Source organism: uncultured Brachyspira sp., assembly GCF_944393015.1.
In the GTDB taxonomy this organism is placed as follows: domain Bacteria; phylum Spirochaetota; class Brachyspiria; order Brachyspirales; family Brachyspiraceae; genus Brachyspira.
Genome location: NZ_CALXYQ010000054.1, coordinates 1 through 19783 on the forward strand (window position 1 = coordinate 1; position 19783 = coordinate 19783).

General features: G+C 31.6%; 14 protein-coding genes. 9 read left to right on the plus strand and 5 right to left on the minus strand.

The features are described from left to right. The 3 genes from Q0K19_RS13070 to ssnA form a co-directional block, all read right to left on the minus strand. Nucleotides 1-1430, minus strand: a 1430-nt coding sequence (locus Q0K19_RS13070) for a molybdopterin cofactor-binding domain-containing protein (RefSeq protein ID WP_297248664.1), incomplete at its 3' end; no start/stop codon positions are given. Nucleotides 1431-1528: 98 nt separating this feature from the next. Beyond that, nucleotides 1529-4498, minus strand: a complete 2970-nt coding sequence (gene ygfK, locus Q0K19_RS13075; protein ID WP_297248666.1) for a putative selenate reductase subunit YgfK — start codon at nt 4496-4498, stop codon at nt 1529-1531. Nucleotides 4499-4595: 97 nt separating this feature from the next. Beyond that, nucleotides 4596-5927: a putative aminohydrolase SsnA gene (gene ssnA / locus Q0K19_RS13080; RefSeq protein ID WP_297248668.1), complete on the minus strand. Its 1332-nt coding sequence runs from the start codon at nt 5925-5927 to the stop codon at nt 4596-4598. A gap of 180 nt (nt 5928-6107) precedes the next feature. Here ssnA and Q0K19_RS13085 point away from each other — a divergent pair, with 180 nt between their 5' ends. From Q0K19_RS13085 to Q0K19_RS13125, 9 genes are all read left to right on the plus strand, one after another. Next, a complete protein-coding gene (locus tag Q0K19_RS13085; protein WP_297248670.1) occupies nt 6108-6761 on the plus strand; it encodes a transcriptional regulator in 654 nt (217 codons plus the stop codon). Further along, the gene (gene dpaL, locus Q0K19_RS13090) at nt 6754-7947 is read left to right on the plus strand and encodes a diaminopropionate ammonia-lyase (protein WP_014488372.1); all 1194 of its coding nucleotides are present in this window, start codon (nt 6754-6756) and stop codon (nt 7945-7947) included. The genes Q0K19_RS13085 and dpaL overlap by 8 nt, the downstream gene beginning before the upstream one ends. A 59-nt stretch (nt 7948-8006) precedes the next feature. Further along, a complete protein-coding gene (locus Q0K19_RS13095) occupies nt 8007-9338 on the plus strand; it encodes a YgeY family selenium metabolism-linked hydrolase (RefSeq protein WP_297248673.1) in 1332 nt (443 codons plus the stop codon). Nucleotides 9339-9386: 48 nt separating this feature from the next. Next, nucleotides 9387-10577 carry a knotted carbamoyltransferase YgeW gene (gene ygeW / locus Q0K19_RS13100; RefSeq protein WP_297248675.1) on the plus strand — a complete coding sequence of 397 codons (1191 nt, stop codon included), beginning with the start codon at nt 9387-9389 and terminating at the stop codon, nt 10575-10577. 129 nt (nt 10578-10706) lie between these two features. After that, on the plus strand, nt 10707-11648 hold the full coding sequence (gene arcC, locus Q0K19_RS13105; protein ID WP_297248677.1) for a carbamate kinase: 942 nt from the start codon (nt 10707-10709) through the stop codon (nt 11646-11648). A 159-nt stretch (nt 11649-11807) separates the two neighbouring features. After that, entirely contained in the window at nt 11808-13943 is a 2136-nt protein-coding gene (locus Q0K19_RS13110) for a xanthine dehydrogenase family protein molybdopterin-binding subunit (RefSeq protein ID WP_297248679.1), read from the plus strand. Continuing rightward, nucleotides 13943-14431: a (2Fe-2S)-binding protein gene (locus tag Q0K19_RS13115; RefSeq protein ID WP_297248681.1), complete on the plus strand. Its 489-nt coding sequence runs from the start codon at nt 13943-13945 to the stop codon at nt 14429-14431. Before Q0K19_RS13110 ends, Q0K19_RS13115 begins: the two co-directional genes overlap by 1 nt. After that, complete coding sequence (locus tag Q0K19_RS13120) at nt 14422-15264, plus strand: FAD binding domain-containing protein (protein ID WP_297248683.1); 843 nt, start codon at nt 14422-14424, stop codon at nt 15262-15264. The genes Q0K19_RS13115 and Q0K19_RS13120 overlap by 10 nt, the downstream gene beginning before the upstream one ends. Nucleotides 15265-15291: 27 nt before the next feature. Then, nucleotides 15292-16677, plus strand: coding sequence for a solute carrier family 23 protein (locus tag Q0K19_RS13125; protein ID WP_297248685.1), 1386 nt, complete (start codon nt 15292-15294; stop codon nt 16675-16677). 118 nt (nt 16678-16795) lie between these two features. On the opposite strand, the gene yqeC is transcribed toward Q0K19_RS13125, so the two are convergent. Beyond that, a complete protein-coding gene (gene yqeC / locus Q0K19_RS13130; RefSeq protein WP_297248687.1) occupies nt 16796-17980 on the minus strand; it encodes a selenium cofactor biosynthesis protein YqeC in 1185 nt (394 codons plus the stop codon). A gap of 2 nt (nt 17981-17982) precedes the next feature. Continuing rightward, nucleotides 17983-19740, minus strand: a complete 1758-nt coding sequence (locus Q0K19_RS13135; RefSeq protein WP_297248689.1) for a TrkH family potassium uptake protein — start codon at nt 19738-19740, stop codon at nt 17983-17985. Nucleotides 19741-19783: the final 43 nt, after the last annotated feature.

A 19783-nucleotide genomic window follows, 5' to 3' on the forward strand; every position in this document is an offset into this window, starting at 1 on the left:
CCGGATAATGAAGCATAAGCACCGGCATCTGTAATTAAAGTAGCTTTCATAGCTGTAAGTATACCGTTTTCATCACAAGCAGTAGTCATATCTATGCTCATAGGGTGACGTTTTGGGTGCCAGTTTATACTTTCTTGTCTTGTAAGTTTGAATTTAACAGGTCTTTTTGTTCTATATGCCATTATAGCTGCATAATGCTGAACACTCATATCCTCCTTACCACCGAATCCGCCGCCTACATATTTATTTTCTACTACAACTTTTTCGGCATCTATACCTAAAGCCAAAGCAACCTCTTTTTTAGTGTCATAAACACTTTGGTCGCTTGAATATACAAATATTCCATCTTCATTGAAAGGCATAGCAACAGCAACTTCTGCTTCCATAAATGCATGCTCTGTCCAAGGAAGTTCATAATGTTTTGTAACTTTATATTTAGATTTAGCTATTACTTCATCAGCATTACCTTTAACTAATCTTTCATGAGTAAGTAAATTGCTTTCTCTTTCTTCATGAACTAAAGGAGCTCCCTCTTTCATAGCTTCCTGAGGATTTCTTACCAATGGTAATTCTTCATATTCTATTTTTACTAAATCTCTAGCTTTTTTAGCAGTAGCTTCATCTTCAGCAACGATTAAAGCTAAACCGTCAGCAATAAATCTTGTAGTCTCGCCTTCACCAATAAGTACATCCCAGTCATGGAAAATATGTCCTATTTTCTTAGCACCAGGTAAATCTTTAGCAGTTATTACATCAACTACGCCTTTTAAAGCTTTTGCTTCGCTAATATCTATTTTTAAGATTTTAGCTCTTGGATATTTAGTTCTTACAGCAACACCATAAAGCATACCTTCTAATTCTATATCATCACAGTATTCGCCAATACCTAAAGCTTTTTCTTTAGCATCTACTCTAGCAATATTTCTATCGCCTAATTTTACTTTACCTTTGTATTCTTTTACATCAATATTTTCTCTAATCATTTTAGCAGCTAATTCTATAGCATCAATGATTTTTTTGTATCCTGTACATCTGCAAATATTATTTTTTATAGCAGCAACAATTTCAAGTCTTGTAGGATTAGGATTTTTATCTATCAATCCTTTAGCACATATAACCATACCAGGTATACAGAATCCGCATTGAACTGCACCTGCAACTGCAAAAGCATGAGCATAAACATCTTTTTCTCTTTGAGTAAATCCCTCTATAGTTTGTACGCTTTTACCCTGCAATCTTCCTATAGTTTGTATACATGCTTTAGTAGGTTTTCCATCTATCAAAACAGTACAAGTTCCGCAAGCACCTTCAGAACATCCGTCTTTAACCGATTTACATTTACAGTCATTCCTAAGAACATCCATTAACTTTCTGTCTGAGTCAAAGCTCATCTCTTTACCATTAATGATAATCTTGGCACTCTCGCCCATATATTCCTCCTTTAATATATTAAAATCAAATAAACATAACAAGGGAAAGATATTTATCTCCCCTTTGCTATGTTATACAATAATTAATATAAAGTCAATTATTTTAATATTAAATACTTATAGTTATTAAATACGGCATCGACTATAGTGTAAACACCATTGTTCTTTCCGCCAACTTTATAAGATTCTTCTTTACCGTCAATTCTAAGTTTAGCATTTCCTTCTTTATCTAAGAATAAGAAACCATCATTTTTAGAATTTTTCATATCATCTTCAGTAGCAAACAATGTAAATTTATCTTTATAAGGAGCAGAACTATAAGGACAGAATGTTTCACAGTTACCGCATTCATTACACATATAATCAACGTGTATGATTTGTGATATCTTAGCATGTCCTGCAACTTTTATAGATACATTAGCTCTGTTAGGACAAACTTCAGTACAGCTTTCACAAATATAATCACAGCTTAAACATCTAGTAGCTTCAGGATCTTTTGATACTTCTTTCAAATTACCTTTTTTGCTATAAGATATTTCTTCAGTAGAAACAGAAGGTAAATCAGGAGCAACTGCTTTTCCTAATATAGCTTCAGCGACAACTTTAGCATCTCTTATAGCTTCAACTATAGTAGCAGCACCATATAAACCATCACCAGCAACATAAACATTTTTTATAGATGATTCATTATTAGCATTGCATTTTGGTTTGCCTTTATCATCAACATCTATACCATTAGATTTGTAGAAGTCAGATTCAATTTGCTCACCAATAGAAGCTATAACACTGCTAGCAGGTACTTCTACTGTTTCGCTAGTTTCAACAACGTTTCTTCTGCCTTTTTCATCATAATCAGATAATTCCATTTTCTTACATAGAAGTTTGCCGTTTTCTAATTTAACAGGTGCAAGTAATTCCATGAACTCAACACCATCTTCTAAAGCCTCTTGAAGTTCTTCTTCTAAAGCAGGCATATATCTCTTAGTTCTTCTATAAACTAATCTAACATTTTTAACGCCTTTATTTTTCTTAGCAGCACGAGCAGCATCCATAGCAGTGTTACCGCCTCCGATTACTACTACATCTTCACCTAAAGCAACGTTTCCATTAGTTTTATTGAACTCTTCTAAGAATTTAAGAGCATTCATAGATTCGCCGGCTTCAAGTTTTAAAGGCATATTTTTATGAGCACCTATACAAACAACAGTGTAATCATAATTTTTAGCAAATTCTTTTATATCTTTAATTTCTTTGCCTAATTCAAATTTAACACCCATTTGCTTACATAAGCTAACATCATTTCCAATCTCTTCAGCACTTATTCTGAAGCTAGGTATAATATTAGCAACTACACCGCCAGCTTTTTCTCTCTTATCGAATACTGTAACATCAACACCAGCACGAGCCAAGAAGAATGCAGCAGAAAGTCCGGCAGGACCAGCACCTATGATACCAGCTTTTTTACCTATAGAAGCAGCAGGCTTTAAAGTGCCTATTACTTTACTATATCCAGCTTTAGCAGCTTCTAATTTGCAAGCTCTGATGCTTACAGGCTCTTCATAGAATTGTCTAGTACATTTATCCATACAAGTATGAGGACATAATATACCTGTAGCAAATGGAAGAGCGTTTTTCTCTATAATAACTTTGAAAGACTCTTCATATTTTCCTTCAGAATTAAGTCTTATATAAGTAGTAAGGTCTTGATGAATAGGACAAGTTTCCATACAAGGAGCTATATAACAATCGATCAAAGGTACTTTTTTATTAACTTTTCTGCTAGCAAGAGGCTTAACAGGTTTAATATGATGTTTGCTTTTTTTGCTCCATTCAATGATTTTTTCAGTTTTAGCTACATCTACTTTAGTAAATGCTTTTGGTTCTTTAAGATTTTTAGCTATTTGCTCACCTCTTTGATAACCGCCTGATTTTAAGAAAGTAGTAGCCATAGTTACAGGCCAAATTCCTGCATCTATAACATCATTGATATTGAAATAATCACATCCGCCTGAATATGAAATTCTCAATTTTCCGTCAAAATCTTTACTCAATCTTGAAGCAACTGTCATAGAAAGCGGGAATAAAGATTTACCAGACATATACATTTCTTCAGATGGTAATTCTTTTTGTTTAACATCTACAGGGAATGTATTAGTGATTTTTACACCGAATGCAAGTGAATTATCTTCAGCTAATTTTTGAAGTCTTTGAAGCATAGGAACTGCATCGCTGTACTGTAAATCATCATTAAAGTGGAAATCAGTAAATGATATATAATCATAACCCATTTCATCTAAAGTTTTTCTAGCATATTCATAACCTAATAAAGTTGGGTTACATTTAACAAAAGTATTTAATTTCTTTTCTGTGATTAGGTATGAAGCTATTTTTTTTATTTCTGTAGGAGGACATCCATGAAGAGTAGACAAAGTAACAGAATTACATACATCAGCATTGATTTTATCTATATCTTCTTTCTTGAAGTTTTTGAATCTGCTTATATTATCAGTTAACCATTGTTTACATTCTTTGAATATAGGAGTATTAGAAGCATCTTTCATGCCTTCAATAAAGTTATCAATTTTTTCAGTTTTAATGCCTTCATAATCATAACCAACAGACATATTGAACTGAAAACCGTCCATATCTCCTAAATCCCATTCTTTAGCAATTACTTTTAAAGCAACCCAAGCTTTAACATATTCATCAAAAGCCTGAGGAACATAAAGTTCTGTAGACCATTCACAGTTATAACATTCATCATTAGCTGTGATACAAGGTTTAGCAACGCATTTGCTTAATTCTTCTCCGTCCATTTTCTGAACAGTTTTAAGTTCAAAGAATCTGCTTCCTGTATAATAAGCAGCAACTATGTTTTGAGCTAATTGAGTATGAGGTCCTGCTGCAGGTCCTATAGGAGTTTCTAATTTTCTTCCAAAAATTTCATAATATTTAGCTTTATCAGCTTTAAATGCTCTTGAAACACCAAATACTTTACCGGATTTTTTTTCTTCTAGAATCCAATTCATAAGGTTTCCAAAAGGTATGGGTGTCATTACATCACTCATTATAATTCCTCCAATTAATTTTACTGTAATTTATTAAAATACCAAAAAAAATTCTATATAAAAATTAATTTTATATAGAATTTCATGATATTATTTTTTATTTATTAATCTGTTTCCAAAGCTTATCAGCTTCTTCTCTTATCTTAGCATAAGCAGCTTCTTCATCAATCTTAGTAAGTTTTCTATCTCTCATCAATACTTCACCGTTACAAACAGTAGTATTAACATGTCCGCCGTTCATACCAAATAATATATGTCCATTGATATTTTTATCACTTAATTCTGTATAGTTTTTATAATCCACAATGATAACATCAGCAGCAGCTCCCTCTTTAAGTACGCCAAGCGGAGTATCGAAATAACGATTAGCCATTTTAGCATTATTTTCAAATAACATTGTAGGTATTTCACCCCAAGCAGCATTTGGATCGCAAAGGCTATGTTTATGAAGTACATTAGCTACTTTGTATGATTCTGTCATATCATGAGTATATCCATCAGTACCCAAACCTGTTAATATGCCTTTTTTCATTAATTCCATTGTAGGAGGACAGCCGCAAGCATTACCCATATTAGATTCAGGGTTATGAGAAGTCATAGTATCTGTTTCTTTAATTAAATCCATTTCATGAGGATTGATATATATACAGTGTACAAGTATAGTTTTAGGACCTAAAACTTTGAAATCATAAAGTCTGTCAACTATTCTTTTACCATGTTCTTTCAAACAAGCATGTAAATCTTCTATACCTTCAGCAACGTGAATATGGCAGCCTATACCTTCAGGTAAATCTTTCATACAAGCTTCCATAGTTTTATCAGAAATAGTGAAAGAAGCATGCATTCCCATCATACCTTTGATCATATCAGTTTTATCAGCCATAGCATGTTTAATAAAATCAAGATTTTCTTTAACTGAAGCTTTAGATTTAGCATCTCCGTCTCTATCAGAAACTTCATAACATAAACAAGAACGAACACCCATAGTCTTAGCAGCTTCTTCTATGGCAAATAAAGAACCTTCTATATGACCGAAACTAGCATGGTGATCAAATACAGTAGTAACACCGCTTTTAATAGATTCAATATAAGTAGCCATAGCACTTTGTTTAGTTTGTTCTAAAGTAAGATTTCTATCTATAGTCCACCACATACCGTCTAATATTTCTAAAAAGCCTTTAGGATTATAACCATTAATGCTGAAACCTCTAGCCATAGCAGAGTAAATATGTTCATGTACATTTATGAAAGCCGGCATAATAATGCTTCCTTTAGCATCTATATACTCAGCATCTTTATATTTTGCTTTCAAATCAGAAGTTTTTCCAACCTCTTTAATTAATCTTCCGTCACAAAGAACTGCACCATCTTCAATGAATGGCTTAGCAGAATCTCTAGTAATTAATTTTCCCCCACCTATTAATAACATAAGCTGCCTCCTAAATTTATATTCTAGTAATTATTTATACACATTTTAATAGGATATTAAAAAAAGCACATTTGTCAACGAATTTTCAAAAAAAATTTAGATTTTTTCTTGAAAATCTAAAAAAAAATTAGTATACTATAAGCATATTAATTAAACATTATAAAATATTTTGGAATATTTATGAGTTCTAATATAATACTAGAAACATTAATAAGTGTTGCTCATGGCATAGCAAGACAATTCGGAAATAATTGTGAAGTTTGTTTACATGAACTAAAAGAAGATGACTTGGAACATACAATTATTTTTATTATTAATGGAGGTATAACAGGAAGACAAGCAGGAGAAGGTGCCTCCAATATTGTTATAAACACTATAGAAAAACTAAAAAAAGGAGAACCAATAGTTGACCATTTATCATATCTTACAAAAGCATCAAATGGAAAAATATTGAAATCTTCAACAGTTTTTATAAAAGATATGAGCGGTAAATACAGATATATACTATCTATCAACTTCGATATAACTAATTTCTTGCCATTTAAAAGCGATTTAGATACATTATTACAAACTGAAAATAAATCTAAATTAGAAGAAATACCTAATAGTGCTCAAGAACTTATGGAAAAATTAATAATAAGAAGTGAGGAATTAGTAGGAAAGCCTGCTTCTATAATGAATAAAGATGAAAAAATAAAGGCTATAAAATTTTTAAATGATTCCGGAGTATTTTTGATAACTAAATCCGGAGATAAGGTATCTAATCATTTTGGAATAAGTAAATTCACTCTATATAACTATATAGATTCAAAAAAGGAGGATATAAATGAGTGATCTTAAATGGGCTGAAAATAAAATGCCTAAAACAGAAGATAAAAATTTACCAATTATGTCTATTGAGGAAGTAAAAAAAGCAAAAGCTTTTCACCAAAGTTTCCCTCAATATACAGAAACACCATTAGCAGATTTAAAAGAAATGGCTAAATATTTAGGTTTAGGAACTATAAAAGTAAAAGATGAGTCATACAGATTCGGTCTTAATGCTTTTAAAGTATTAGGCGGTTCTTACTCTATGGCTAGATATATAGCTCAGAAAATGGGTAAAGATGTAAGCGAATTCCCTTATGATGTATTAACTTCAAAAAAATTAAAAGATGAATTCGGTCAGGCTACATTCTTCTCAGCTACAGACGGTAACCATGGTAGAGGTGTTGCTTGGGCTGCTAACAAATTAGGACAAAAATCAGTAATTTTTATGCCTAAAGGTTCAACAGAAACTAGATTAAAAAATATTCAGGCTGAAGGTGCTACAGCTACAATAGAAGAATTCAACTATGATGAATGCGTTAGAAAAGCTGCTGCTGAAGCTGCTAAAGTTCAAAACGGTGTAGTTGTTCAGGACACTGCTTGGGAAGGATATGAAGAAATACCTGCTTGGATTATGCAAGGTTACGGTACTATGGCTTTAGAGGCTGATGAGCAATTCGGTGAAAGACCTACACATGTATTCGTACAGGCTGGTGTTGGTTCTTTAGCTGGTGCTATGGTTGGATATTTCTCTAACAAATATAAAGATAATCCTCCTGTAATGGTAGTAGTAGAAGCTGATGCTGCTGCTTGTTTATACAAAGGAGCTGAAGCTGGAGACGGAAAAATAAGAATAGTTGAAGGTGATTTAGACACTATAATGGCTGGACTTGCTTGCGGTGAGCCTAATATCACTTCTTGGGATATACTTAAAAATCATGCTGATTGTTTCATAGCTGCTCAGGACATAGTTGCTGCTAGAGGTATGAGAATGTTATCTGCTCCATTAAAAGGAGACCCTCAAGTAGTATCTGGTGAATCTGGTGCTGCTCCATTCGGTGCTTTAGCTACTATAATGCTTAATGATGAATATGCTGAATTAAGAAAAAAATTAAAACTTGATTCTAATTCTAAAGTATTATTATTCAGCACAGAAGGTGATACTGATCCTGAAAGATGGAAAAATATCATTTGGGAAGCTAAAGAAAGATAATTATAAAAGTTAAGAAAGAAATAAAAAATAAATTATAAATTTTTAGGAGAATAAAAACAATGAGTGCTATTTCAAAAGAACAATTTGAACAAATAAAAGCAAAAGCTGAAGGCTATAAAGCTGATATGACTAAGTTCTTAAGAGATTTAATTAGAATTCCTAGTGAATCTTGCGAAGAAAAAGGCGTAATCGAAAGAATAGCTGAAGAAATGAAAAAAGTAGGATTTGACAAAGTTGATATCGATCCTATGGGTAACGTTTTAGGATATATGGGTACAGGTAAAACTTTAATAGGTATCGATGCTCATATAGATACAGTTGGTATAGGAAACAAAGATAACTGGAATTTTGACCCTTATGAAGGTTATGAAAACGATGTAGAAATCGGAGGAAGAGGAACTTCTGACCAAGAAGGCGGTATCGTTTCTGGTGTTTATGGTGCTAAAATAATGAAAGATTTAGGTCTTTTAAATGACCAATATCAAGTTGTTGTTGTTGGTACTGTACAAGAAGAAGACTGCGATGGTTTATGCTGGGAATACATCTGTAAAGAAAGCAAAATTAAACCTGAATTCGTAATTTCTACTGAACCTACTGACGGCGGTATCTACAGAGGTCAAAGAGGAAGAATGGAAATAAGAGTAGACGTTAAAGGTATTTCTTGTCACGGTTCTGCTCCAGAAAGAGGAGACAACGCTATTTACAAAATGGCTGACATACTTCAAGACATCAGAAGCCTTAACGAAAATGATGCTAAAGATTCTACAGAAATCAAAGGCTTAGTAAAAATGTTAGAAGAAAAATACAATCCTCAATATAAAGAAGCTAACTTCTTAGGAAGAGGTACTGTAACAGTTTCTCAAATTTTCTACACTTCTCCAAGCAGATGTGCTGTAGCTGACTCTTGTTCTATTTCATTAGACAGAAGAATGACAGCTGGCGAAACTTGGGAAAGCTGCTTAGAAGAAATTAGAAACCTTCCTAACGTTAAAAAATATGGTGCTGAAGTATCTATGTATAACTATGACAGACCTTCTTGGACTAACTTAGTTTATCCAATAGAATGTTACTTCCCTACTTGGGTAATACCTGAAGACCATGTTGTTACTAAAACTTTAGAAGAAGCTTATAAAGGCTTATTCGGTACTGAAAGATTAGGACCTACTCCAGAAATAGATAAAGAAAGAAAAGCTCGTCCGCTTACTGATAAATGGACATTCTCTACTAACGGCGTATCTATTATGGGAAGAAACGGAATACCTTGTATAGGTTTCGGACCTGGTGCTGAAGCTCAGGCACATGCTCCTAATGAAAAAACTTGGAAACAAGATTTAGTAAACTGTGCTGCTTTATACGCTGCTGTACCTACTATCTATTGTGCAAATAAATAATTTGTAATATAATAAAAAATTAAAATAAATAAAAAAGGATGAAAAAATATGGGTATACAAAAATACATTTCAAAACTCGATAGCCTTGAATTCGGCAAAATGTATCAAAACGATTTCTTTTTGACTTGGGACAAAACTTTTGATGAATTACAAGCAGTTTGGACTGTTGCTGATGCTTTAAGATTCTTAAGAGAAAGCAACATTTCTACTAAAGTATTTGATTCTGGTTTAGGTATCTCTTTATTCAGAGATAATTCTACTAGAACTCGTTTCTCTTTCGCTTCTGCTTGTAACCTTTTAGGTTTAGAAGTACAAGACTTAGATGAAGGTAAAAGCCAAATAGCTCATGGTGAAACAGTTAGAGAAACTGCTAACATGGTATCTTTCATGGCTGATGTTATTGGTATCAGAGATGATATGTACATCGGTAAAGGTCACGAATATATGAAAGAAGTTTCTGAATCTGTAAGACAAGGTTACAATGACGGTATATTAGAGCAAAGACCTACTTTAGTTAACTTACAGTGTGACAGAGACCATCCAACTCAAATGATGGCTGACTCTTTACACTTCATCCATGAATTAGGCGGATTAGAAAACTTAAGAGGTAAAAAAGTTGCTATGACTTGGGCTTATTCACCTTCTTACGGTAAACCATTATCTGTACCTCAAGGTGCTGCTGGTTTATTCACTAGATTAGGTATGGATGTTGCTTTAGCTTATCCAAAAGGTTATGAACTTATGCCTGAAGTTGAAGCTATTGCTAAGAAAAATGCTGAAGCTGCTGGTGTTAAATTAACTATCACTAACAATATGGACGAAGCATTTGAAGATGCTGATGTTGTTTATCCTAAATCTTGGGCTCCTTTTGCTGCTATGCAGGAAAGAACTGACCTTTATGGTAAAGGCGACACTGACGGTATCAAAGCTCTTGAAAAAAGATTATTAGAGCAAAACGCTAATTATAAAGATTGGTGCTGTACTGAAGAAAAAATGAAAAAAACTAAAGACGGAAAAGCTTTATACTTACACTGCTTACCTGCTGATATTAATGATGTTAGCTGTAAAGATGGTGAAGTTGAAGCTTCAGTATTCGACAGATACAGAGTACCTCTTTACAAGCAAGCTAGTTACAAACCTTATGTTATAGCTGCTATGATCTTCTTATCTAAGTTCAGAGATCCTCAAGCCGTATTAAGCAAATTAGCTTCTGACAAAAAACAAAGAATATTTGGATAATAAAAACTAAATAGATGGTAAGTATCTATAATATATATAGTACTTACCATTTTATATCTGTTATATTGTGAAAAAAAGCACTTTTTCCAATATAAAAAGAATTTAATTTTTGATTTAGGATATTAAAATATGGAAAATAAGAAAAGAATTGTTATTGCTTTGGGAGGTAATGCTTTAGGTGATACTCTTGCTGAGCAAATGGAAGCTGTAAAAATCACTGCTAAAAATATAGTAGATTTAGTAGAAAGCGGATGCGAAGTAATTGTAGCTCATGGTAATGGACCTCAAGTTGGATTCATTAACAATGCTATGAATGAATATACTAATAATCATAATACTGGAAATCCTATACCTTTATCAGTATGTGTTGCTATGAGTCAGGCTTATATTGGTTATGACTTACAGAATGCTATTATGGAAGAATTCTCTAATAGAAAGATTACTGTTCCGCCAATAGCTACATTAATTACACAAGTAGTAGTTGATGAAAATGACCCTGCTTTCAAAAATCCTACTAAACCTATAGGTCAATTCATGACTAAGGAAGAAGGCGAAGCAAAAGCTAAAGAATTAGGCTGGATAGTAAAAGAAGATGCAGGAAGAGGATACAGAAGAGTTGTTGCTTCTCCTAAACCTGTTGCTATAGCTGAAAGTACTGCAATCAATGCTATGCTTAATGAAAAAGCATTAGTAATTTGCTGCGGCGGCGGCGGAATACCTGTAATAAGAATAGGTAATCACTTGAAAGGTATGGCTGCTGTTATAGATAAAGACTTTGCTGCTTCTGTACTTGCTAAAGAACTTAATGCTGATATGCTTATCATCTTAACTGCTGTAGAAAAAGTTGCTATTAACTTTGGAAAACCTGATGTTAAATGGCTTGATTCTATGACTATAGCAGAAGCTAAAAAACATTGTGATGATGGTCAGTTTGCTCCTGGTTCTATGCTTCCAAAAGTACAGGCTTGTATGCAGTTTGTTGAAGCTACTGGAAAAGAAGCTATGATAACATTATTAGAAAAAGCTAAAGATGCTATCAATGGAAAAACTGGTACTAGAGTAGTAAAATAATTTTTAGTAGTATATAAATGAACTAGATATTTATATTAAACTATAAATTATCTAGTTTATTTATAGCTTGTTAATATCTATAATATATTAATATTTGAGTATTGATATATTATAAATATTAACAATATTTAAATTTAATAATAAGTTGAGGGCTATTTTATGGAAACTCTAATTAAAGAATTGAAAAATTCTGTAGCAAGAGTAGATGCTCTTGATAAGATAACAGGAAAAACTAAGTATTTAAACGATATTGATTTTGGAAAAGAAGTCCTGCATGCCAAGATTGTTCATTCTACAAAGGCAAGGGCTAAGATATTAAAAATCAATATTCCTAAACTTCCTGAAGGTTATTCTATAATAGATTATAGAGATGTTCCTGGTAAAAACGCCGCTACTATGATTATATCTGACTGGCGTCCTTTTGCTGATGATAATGTTAGATATATTGGAGAAACAATACTTCTTATTGTAGGTCCTGATAAAAATGTAGTATATGATATAGCCGAAAAAGTTACAATAGAATATGAAGATTTAGAACCTGTATTAAATATAGAAGACTCCAAAAAATTATTAGGCGGTCCTATATATGGAGATGATAATATATTCATTTCATTTAAAGCAGGATACGGCGATGTTGATGAAGCATTCAAAAAAGCTAAAACAATAATAGAAGAAACATATCATACACCATATCAAGAACATTTATATATGGAAGTTAATGGAACTGTAGGTGTTTGGGAAAATGACGGAGTAACTTTATATTCATCTACACAATGTCCATATTATGTACAAAAAGCTGTTGCTCCTGTTCTTGGAGTTGAAGATTCAAAGGTAAGAGTAATATCACCTACTATAGGCGGAGGATTTGGAGGAAAAGAGCATTATCCTGATATACTATCAGCTGCAGTTGCCGTTGCTGTACATAAACTCAAAAAAACAGTTAAGCTTATATTAGACAGACAATTTGATTTAGCTTATAGTGTAAAAAGACAGCCTGCTCAAATCACAACTAAAATTGCTCTTGATGAAAATAATAATATCATAGCTCTTGATGTAGTTTCAGATATGGATGCTGGTGCTTATGAATCAAGCTCAAGAGTTATTATGCAAAGATGCACTTACACTGCTGCTAATGTATATCATTTTCCTAATGTGAGAGTTTTAGGAAGATTATACTGTACTAATAATGTACCTAGCTGTGCATTCAGAGGATTCGGCGGACCTCAGGCTATATTCGCTATAGAAAGAAGTATGGATAATGTAGCTAATAAAATAAATGTTGATCCTATAGAACTTAAAAGAAAATATTTCGTTAAACAAAATGATCCTACAATAACAGGCGGAATATTCCATGATAATATAATACTTCCTAAAATGCTTGATTTAGCTTTAAAAGAATCTGATTATGAAAACAAAGTAAAAAAATATAAAGATGATATGTACAGAGGAATAGGAATTTCCTGCTTCTTACATGGATGTGCTTTCACAGGAAGCGGAGAAAGAGATATAATCAAAGCTAAATTAAAGTTAAAGAAAAAAGGAAACAAAGTAACAATACTAACATCAAATACAGAAATTGGTCAGGGACTTCATACCACATTCAGAAAAATAGCCGCTTATAATTTGAATATACCATTAGAAAATATAGATATATCTGTATACGATACAAATCTAATTCCAAATACAGGTCCGACTGTTGCTTCACGTTCAGTTATGATAGTAGGATATTTAATACAAGAAGCATGCAAAAAATTAAAAGATAGATGGAATGAATCTGAAGAAATAGAAATAACTGAAGATTATAAACATCCTTCGCATTTGGTTGATTGGGATAGTACTAATTTAAGAGGAGATGCCTACCCTACTTACGGACTTGGAATAAATGTTGTTGAAGTTGAGATTGATAAATTTACATTAGAAGTAAAAATCGTAGGTGTTTGGGCTGTATTTGACTGCGGATATGCTATAGATGAAAAGATAGTTGAAGGTCAGATAAAAGGCGGGGTTGCTCAGGCACTTGGCTGGGGGGCTTTAGAAAACATAGTGAATAAAGACGGAAGATTCTTACAGGTAAAAATGTCTGATTATATGATACCTACTTCTTTAGACTTGCCTGAAATAAAAACATATATTATGGGAGAGCCTTATCAATATGGTCCTTCTGGTGCAAAAGGAATAGGAGAAATTACTTTTGACGGTGCTGCAAGTGCTTATGCATCTGCTATGGAAAATGCTTTGAAACATCATTTTACAAAAATACCTATTCTGCCTGAAAACATAGCGGAGGTGATATAATGCCTATAAAATTTAAAGTAAATGGAAATGAAATTAATACAGAGTTAGATCCTTTAACTAGATTAATAGATTTTATAAGAGATGAATTAAAACTCACAGGTACTAAAGAAGGATGCGGAGAAGGAGAATGCGGAGCTTGTGCCGTACTTATGGATGGAAAAGTAGTTAATTCTTGTTTGATACCTATAATTTTATGCGAGGGAAAAGAAATTATAACAATAGAAGGATATTCTGAAACAGAAAGAGGTAAAATAGTAACAAAGGCTTTTATAGATGAAGGAGCTGTTCAATGCGGTTTCTGTACTCCGGGAATGATAATGTCATCTGAAGCTATTTTGAATGATACTAAAGGAAAACCTACAGAGTATGAAGTAAGAAAAGGATTATCAGGCAATCTATGCAGATGCACTGGATATGATCATATAGTAAGTGCCGTATTAAGAGCATCTGATATAGCTTTTAAGGAGGGTAAAAATTTATGGCAGTAACTTTAAAAGCTAAAAATATTAATGAAGCATTAGATTTTAGAGCCTCAAATGATTCTGTGATTTTTGCAGGCGGTACAGATTTAATGGTAGAGCATCTTAGAGGAAGCAATTTAATAGCTAAATTTGATAAGCCTATATTATTTATAAATGATATAGATGAATTAAAAGGCATAAAAGAAGATGAAAATAATATTATTATAGGAGCATTAACTACATTTGATGAAATTATTAAATCAGATTTAACTCCTCAGGTATTGAAAGACAGTTCCTCAGGAATAGCAGGACCTCCTATCAGAAATATTGCCACTATAGGAGGAAATATATGCAATGCCTCCCCTTCTGCAGATAGTTTGCCTTCTTTATATGCAATGGATGCAGTTTTAATATTAAAAAGTAAAAATTCTCAAAGAGAAGTAAAGATAAAAGATTTTATTACAGGAGTAAGTAAAACAATATTAAAAAATGACGAAATACTTACGCATATTATAATACCGAAAAAAGATTATAAATATTCTTTTTATAGAAAAATAGGAACTAGAAAAGCTAATGCATTATCCAAACTTGCAATATGTGCATTAGTTTGCAAAGAAAATGACAAGTACAGATTCAAAATAAGTTTTTGTACATTAGGTATTACAATTACAAGAGATGAAAGTATAGAGGAAAAATATATTGTTTCAGATGTAAAAGAATGGAAAAACAATATTAAATCTATACAAGAAGCATATTCTTCAATTATGAATCCTAGGAACAGTGCTAGGTCAACAGCCTTATATAGGAAGAAATGTGCTTTAAATTTAATTGAATATTTTTTAGATAATATAAATCTATAAAATATAATAAAAAAATTGGAGTTAATTATGGGTACAAATGAAAAAACTCAAGACGTTTTGTTTCAGTACGAAGGTATGCCCAAAATGTCTCAAGCTTTTCCGTTAGCTATTCAGCACGTAGTAGCAATGATAGTTGGTTGTGTTACACCAGCACTTATTGTATCATCTGCTGCTGGTCTTAAAAGCGGAAGTCCAGAGCAGATATTACTAGTTCAGTCATCTCTAGTATTTGCTGCTATTTCAACTATTATTATGTTGTTCCCAATACCTATTACAAAAAATTATCACATAGGTGCTAGACTTCCTATGATAATGGGTGTTAGTTTTGCTTATGTATCTACTATGCAGTCTATTGCTAGAGGTCCTGAAGGTACTGGTCTTGGTGTTAGAGGTCTTGCAATAATTTTTGGAGCTCAAATCATAGGCGGTATAATCGCTATAGTATTTGGTTTTGCTGTTGATAAAATAAGAAAATTATTCCCTCCTCTAATTGCTGGTACAGTAGTTTTCACTGTTGGTCTTTCTTTATACCCTACTGCAGTTAGATATATGGCTGGCGGAAGTACTTTGTACAAAATAAACGGCGAAGTTGTTCCTTTCGGTTCTTGGCAGTATTGGGCTGTTGCTGGTATAACTCTTATCGCAGTTATTTTCTTCAACCAATTTACTAAAGGATTCTTAAAATTAGCTTCTGTATTATTCGGATTAATAGTAGGATATATAGCTGCTTTCTTCTTTGGTATGATCAACTTTACAAGTGTTGTTAATGCTGGAGTTTTCCAAGCTCCTAAACTTATACCTTTTGGAATAGAGTTTGATCCTTCTGCTGCTATAGCTATAGCTCTTTTATTCGCTGTTAACTCTGTTCAGGCAATAGGTGACTTCTCTGCTACTACTTCAGGAAGCCCTATAGGAAGAATGCCTACAGACCAAGAATTAAAATGCGGTATCACTGCTTATGGTCTTACTAACATGTTATGTTCTGTATTCGGTTGTTTGCCAACTGCTACTTACAGTCAGAATGTAGGTATAGTTGTTACTACTAAAGTTATTAACAGAATCGTTTTAGGTATAGCTGCTATCATAATATTAATAGCTGGTTTATTCCCTAAATTCTCAGCTTTACTTACTACAATACCTTCTTGTGTATTAGGAGGAGCTACTATAATGGTATTTGCTTCTATCGCTATGACTGGTATTAAATTAGTATTCACTGAAAATATGGGACCTAGAAACACTTTAATAGTTGGACTTGCTGTTGCTTTAGGTATGGGTACTGTTCAAGTTGGCGGTGCTTTAGATACTTTCCCTGCTTGGGCTAAAACAGTATTCGGAAGCAGCCCTGTTGTTATAGCTACTTGTGTTGCTATTATACTTAACGTTATTCTTCCTAAAGAAGAAGCTAAAAAATAATTAAAAATATCTTTTAATATACAAAAGCATAAGTTATTATTTATAGCTTATGCTTTTTCTTTTATAAACTTTTTAAACTTTCATTAAATTTTATTAATGTTTATTGACTAAATATATTTTAAAATAAATCTTCTCTCGTATCTATATCTTTTAATTTATTTTCATCTATAGTATAAAAGAAACAATCTTCAACATTCTTTTTTATAATTCTAATTGCACCAACATCATTTTCTAAACTCAAAATATCATTAATATACTTAGATGAAAAAATAGCAGGATTGGAAGGTCTGTTATCTGTAAACATGGCACCTATATTTTTATGACTATAATAAAAATATTTTAACATATTAAATATATCATTGCTTTCTAAAAAAGGCATATCGCATACAAAAAAAGCGAATGAATCAAATTTTAGTTTTAATGCCGCATTAATTCCTAGTTTTATAGAAGAACTTATACCTTCATTATGATTATTATTATAAAAAGCATGATAATCTTTATTTTCAAATTTTTTATTTATTATATCATCGTATACGCTTACAACTATTACATCGGTTTCTATATTTTTTAGTTTTTCATCTTCTTTAAATAATTTTCTCACATCGGATATTTTATCTATTGTTTTTTCAAATAATGTTTTATTATAAAGAGATTTGAATTTATGAATTAATTTATTTCCATTAAAACGTTCACTCTTACCAGAGGCAAGTATAATAAAAGCTGTTTTTTTATAATCAATATAATTATTCTCTGTAAAGTCATTTAAATATAGTTTTATATTACTGCATTTACATCTAAGTTTATTAATATAATATTTATCAGCTATATAATTAATAGTATCTAAATCGACTATTCTTTCAGGCTCTATTTCAGAGCATAAATTATATCTGAAACAAGACTCTTTAAACTTTCTTCCTAAACTATGAAGCCCCATAATAATAACTATTTGAGATATTCTGCCATATAAAAAACTTAGTATAACAGGCTCTTCATCATTAGGTATTTTTAAAGAATGATATTTTGCACCATCAGCCTCTATCAAAACAATGTCAGCATATTTAATTGCATTCTCTAATTGTTCATCTCCTGCATACATTAACTTTTTTTCATCATATTCTTTTCCTAATACAATAATATTATCATTATCAAAGGAATGATTATTTATAGTTTCTGTATAGTTTTCAGGTTTGAATATTTTAGTAGTAGTTGTAATTACTATTTTTCTATCTTTATTATTTTCTGCTATTTTTTTTATATATGAGGTTTTACCTCCGGCACCGCATACAATAATAATTTCAGACATAATTATCCTATAGTTACTTCACCTGTAGGTAAATCTATTATACCATATTTTCCTTTATTGATAGAACCTATACTCATAAATAAAGTAAGATAACCAACACGTCCTATAAACATTAAGACTATAAGTATTAATTTACTCCATACTGTAACTGTAGGAGTGATGCCAAGAGAAAGACCTACTGTACTTATTGCTGATACCGCCTCAAACAGTATAGGCATCATACTATTTGATTTTTCTATATAAAACATAATAAATGAAGCCAATACTGAAATAGTTATTGCAAGCGTAACTATAGCAACGGATTTATTAACTGTATCATCTTTTATCTTTCTGCCATTAACTACAATATATGGTCTGTTAAAAATTGCTGTGATTACTGAAAATATAAATACAAATAAAGTAGTAGTTTTTACTCCGCCGCCTGTACTGTTTGGAGAAGCTCCTACAAACATTAAAAATATAACAACTCCTATAGTAACATTACTCATAGAATTATAAGCAATAGTTTCAAAACCTGCAGTTCTTGGACTTACACTTTGAAATAAAGAAACTAATATCTTTTCTTTCAATGGCAAATCTTTAAGTGAATTTGAATATTCATTGAAAAATATAAAAGCACTTCCAATTATTATAAGAAGAATACTTGTAAATATTACTATTCTAGCCTGAACGTCAAATACATATCTTTGTCCTTTTATCTTATTAACTATAGCCCTAGTAACAGTAAGCATAACAGGATATCCTATACCTCCAAGAGTGATAAGAAGCATAATAGTAACATTAACTACAACATTAGCCGAATATTGATGAAGATTATCCGTATAAAGAGAGAATCCTGCATTACAAAATGCACTTATAGAATGGAATATTGAAGAAAATATACGCGTTCCTAATTTAGCATTAGTATCCATAACAGTAAATAAAGAAACAGCACCTAATAATTCTATTAAAAATGTGGATAAGAAGATCACTTTTATAGTAGATTGTATTATATCTTTATTCTGTGTATTAAACATCTCTAAAGTTCTTACCCTATCCTGAACACTACCCTTACTTATAGAAAATAAAAGCACTATTGCAGATATGGACATAATACCAAGTCCTCCTATTTGAATAAGAGCAATCAATACAATCTGTCCGAATAAAGTAAATTCTTTTGAAATATCTATAACACTAAGCCCTGTAACACATACTGCACTAGTAGCCGTAAATAAAGCATCTACAAATGATAATTTACCTGTTACAGTACTTAAAGGCAAATATAAAAGCAAACTTCCCAATGTTATAACAAATATAAAAGATGCTATAATCATTTGATATAATGTAAATTTAGAATATGAAAGCCTAAGCCAATTTATGACTATAACTAAAAAGAAAAGTATAGAACCTGCTATAGTCCATATTACTCTATTTGCATATACATCATAGTATTTTCTGCTGAAAAAATTTAAAAGAAGTAAACCTATAAGCTGAATAATCGGCACAACTATATAGAGTTTCCTTGGTGCTATCCTTATCTGATCTATAAGTATAAATACAAAACATATTGTGATGATATTGATAATCTTATCATAATTATATATATAAAAATTATAAATGCTTATCTGTCTTACCTGCATTAAAAGTACAAATATTGCAAATATAGAACCTGCTATTGCTATTAAATTTGATATTCTTCTTAAGAACTCATCTATAGCTTGAATCAATGTTTTATTCGGATTATTTTGATTATTAACTTTATTATTAAAAATATTTTTCATAACTAATCTTTACTCTTATCATATAATTGTACTATTTTAATAT